Here is a 3,208-nt window from a genome sequence, read left to right as displayed (position 1 = left end):
GGTCTATGCGAGACTGGGAAGGGCAGAAGCAATGAAAGTAAAATCTCAACCATATATTGAGGCAATAAGAGCAGTAGGGGCGAAGGATTTGAGAATCATTGCTTTTCATGTTTTGCCCATGTCTATATCTCCGGTAATCGTTCAACTGACTTTAAGAATGGGAACCATTATTCTTACCGCAGCAGGTCTTGGATTTCTTGGTCTTGGAGCACAACCTCCCACGCCGGAATGGGGAGCCATTGTCAGCGATGGACGAAATTATCTTGTAAACCAGTGGTGGATAAGTACTTTTCCGGGTATGGCCATAGCTTTTGTCGTTTTGGGTTTTAATCTTTTAGGTGATGGTATTAGAGACATATTAGACCCCAGGCTTAGGAGGTAATGGATGCAAAAGGTGAGAGGGGATCTCTTAAATATAAGTAAACTTAAGGTGGTCTTTTATACTTATCGCGGAATCATTAAAGCATTAAACGGCGTAGAACTATGGATGAACAAAGGTGAAAGGCTTGGCATTGTAGGAGAAACGGGATGCGGTAAATCCGTAACGGCATTATCCATCATGGGTTTAATAGAACAACCTGGTGAAATCATGGAAGGAGATATCCTATTTGGAGATAAACTATTGACCTCTATGCAAGAAACTTCCTTGATTAATATTCGGGGTAAAGAGATATCGATGATCTTTCAGGAACCGAATGCTGCCCTGAATCCGGTGATGAAAGTAGGGTTTCAGATAGCGGAAAGCATTAGTAAGGTAAAGAATAAAAAGATAGGGAAGGAAGTATATGTAGAGGTTAGAAGAATGTTGGAAATCGCGGGTCTTGATTGGGAAAGAACCATCAATCTTTATCCTCACGAATTAAGCGGAGGCATGGCGCAAAGGGTTATGATAGCCATGGCTTTGTCTTCTAATCCAAAACTGCTTATAGCAGATGAACCGACTTCTGCCCTTGATGTGACCATACAAGCGCAAATCCTGGAATTGCTTGATGAATTAGTGAAGAAGTTTGGCAATGCGGTGATATTAATTACCCATAATATGGGAGTTGCAGCGGAATTCTGTGATAAAATGGCGGTCATGTATGCAGGGAACATGGTTGAATATGCCAGGACGACAAATATTTTTGAAAATCCTCATCACCCTTATACCAGAGGGCTTCTTAAAGCAGTGCCAAAAATAGGGAGGACAGATGAACTTCAGAGTATACCAGGGATTGTGCCGGATTTAGTCAATCCGCCTTCCGGTTGTCGTTTTCACCCAAGATGCAAGCACGCCATGGATATTTGCCGAAAAGATTTTCCGCCTCTGGTAGAAATTAAATCCGATCATTATGTAGCCTGTTATTTATATGGGAAGGAAGATATACAAAATGCAAACAGCTGAAGCGAAAGGGGAAATAAAAAATTTAATATCGATTGAGCATCTTAAAAAATACTTTGCCATTAAACAGGGTTTATTCTCTTCCGTCAAGTATGTGAAAGCGGTGGATGACATTTCTTTTGATATTCCTAAAAATAGTGTCTTTGGCATTGTCGGTGAATCCGGTTCCGGAAAAACGACCATAGGGCGAACCATACTTCGGTTAATAGAACCGAATTCGGGTGTTATTCGATATCTTTCGACAGATATTCTCTCTCTTAACGCAAGGGAACTCCGCATCTTTCGTCGGAAAATGCAGATTGTTTCTCAAGACCCGTATAATTCGCTTCATCCCAGAAAACTGGTAAAAAATATTATAGGAGAAGGCCTGCAGATTCATTTTAAACTTTCATCGGAAGAAATCTACCAAAGGGTAAAAGATATTCTTGAACAGGTTGGTTTGCGGGAAGAGCATATGTTCCGGTATGCTCACGAATTTAGCGGAGGCCAACGCCAACGTATTGCCGTAGCCAGGTCCCTTGTTTTAAAACCAGAATTTCTGGTGTTGGATGAACCCACATCTGCCCTTGATGTTTCGGTACAGGCAGTTATTTTGAAAATGTTAAAGAGTCTGAAGCGAGACTTTTCCTTAACCTATCTTTTTATTACCCATAATTTAGCTGTCATCGATTATATGGCAGATTATATAGCAGTGATGTATCTTGGTCAGATTATGGAGATCGGGTCAAAAAATGACATATTTTCATGTCCTATGCATCCTTACACCTTACTTCTCCTGAATTCAATTCCCCATCCTGATCCGAGAAAGAAAAAGAAAAAAGTCCTTCCCAAAGGTGAAATTCCGAGTCCGATAGACCCGCCTCAGGGCTGCAGGTTTCACACCAGATGTCCTTTTATGAAAGATAAATGTGTCAATGAAGAACCTGAAATTAGAGAAATAAGTAAAGGACATTTGGTGAAGTGTCATTTTCCATTAAATTAATAGAAAACTTGTTACCTATTACGGATTAGCCTCGGCTTTTTCAATTCATGGCGACCTTTGATGCTAGTAGAGCGTTTCTTTAATAATGTTACAATGATTTGTCATTGCGAGCGATAGCGAAGCAATCTCAAGTCCTTATAAATAAAGGGATTGCTTCCCCTGCTTTCGCAGGGGCAGGCTTACTTTGCTCCTCGCAATGACAGAACAAAATGTAAAGATATTTAGAGAACGCTCTACTAGTAAATAATTTTTATTATTATTAAAGTGGATAAAATTAATTTAAGTTAAAATTTTTTATATTTTTTTAAAAAAAAGAAGGATATTTTTAAAAATAGGTAGTATAATATAAAAAGATTTATAAAATGGAACATTTTTCCATATTATGGAACAATATAAAAAAGTTAAGAGCAGATGAAATCATTAAGAAAAACAATAGATATTTTAGATTATTTAAGTGATGTAAATAGAGATGTGGGAGTAACCGAACTGAGTTTAAAATTAAATTTGCCCAAGAGCACCGTTCATCGAATATTAAAAGATTTATTAGAATATTCTATAGTGGAGCAAGAAAAGGATACTTCCAGGTATAGAATGGGGTTACGTTTACTTAAATATTCTAATTCGCTTTTAAGGTCTTTTGACCTTAGACAAATTGCCAAACCTATTTTGAAAAAGGTTTGTAATGAAACCGGAGAAACTACTTTTTTAACTGTTTGGAAAAACGACCAAGGGTTTTGTATAGATTCAATTTTTTCTAGTCAAAATATAAATACTAATCTTTTTGTGGAAATAGGCCGGGAAATGCCTTTTCATTGTACTGCCAGTTCAAAAGTAATTTTAGCTAA

At 37.8% G+C, this 3,208-nt stretch carries 4 protein-coding genes; all 4 read left to right on the top strand.

Translation table 11 applies throughout. The annotated features are described in order from the left end of the window. Positions 1-382, top strand: a 382-nt coding sequence (locus COZ07_RS08210) for an ABC transporter permease (RefSeq protein WP_406608081.1), incomplete at its 5' end; no start/stop codon positions are given. 3 nt (positions 383-385) lie between these two features. Further along, positions 386-1,384, top strand: coding sequence for an ABC transporter ATP-binding protein (locus COZ07_RS08205; RefSeq protein WP_406608080.1), 999 nt, complete (start codon positions 386-388; stop codon positions 1,382-1,384). Beyond that, the gene (locus COZ07_RS08200) at positions 1,371-2,363 is read left to right on the top strand and encodes an ABC transporter ATP-binding protein (RefSeq protein ID WP_406608079.1); all 993 of its coding nucleotides are present in this window, start codon (positions 1,371-1,373) and stop codon (positions 2,361-2,363) included. The genes COZ07_RS08205 and COZ07_RS08200 overlap by 14 nt, the downstream gene beginning before the upstream one ends. Before the next feature lie 411 nt (positions 2,364-2,774). After that, positions 2,775-3,208, top strand: a 434-nt coding sequence (locus COZ07_RS08195) for an IclR family transcriptional regulator (protein ID WP_406608078.1), incomplete at its 3' end; no start/stop codon positions are given.

Origin of the sequence: Candidatus Infernicultor aquiphilus (genome assembly GCF_002784285.1) — a bacterium.
GTDB lineage: Bacteria > Atribacterota > Phoenicimicrobiia > Phoenicimicrobiales > Phoenicimicrobiaceae > Infernicultor > Infernicultor aquiphilus.
This window is presented reverse-complemented; position numbering and strand designations above follow the sequence as displayed.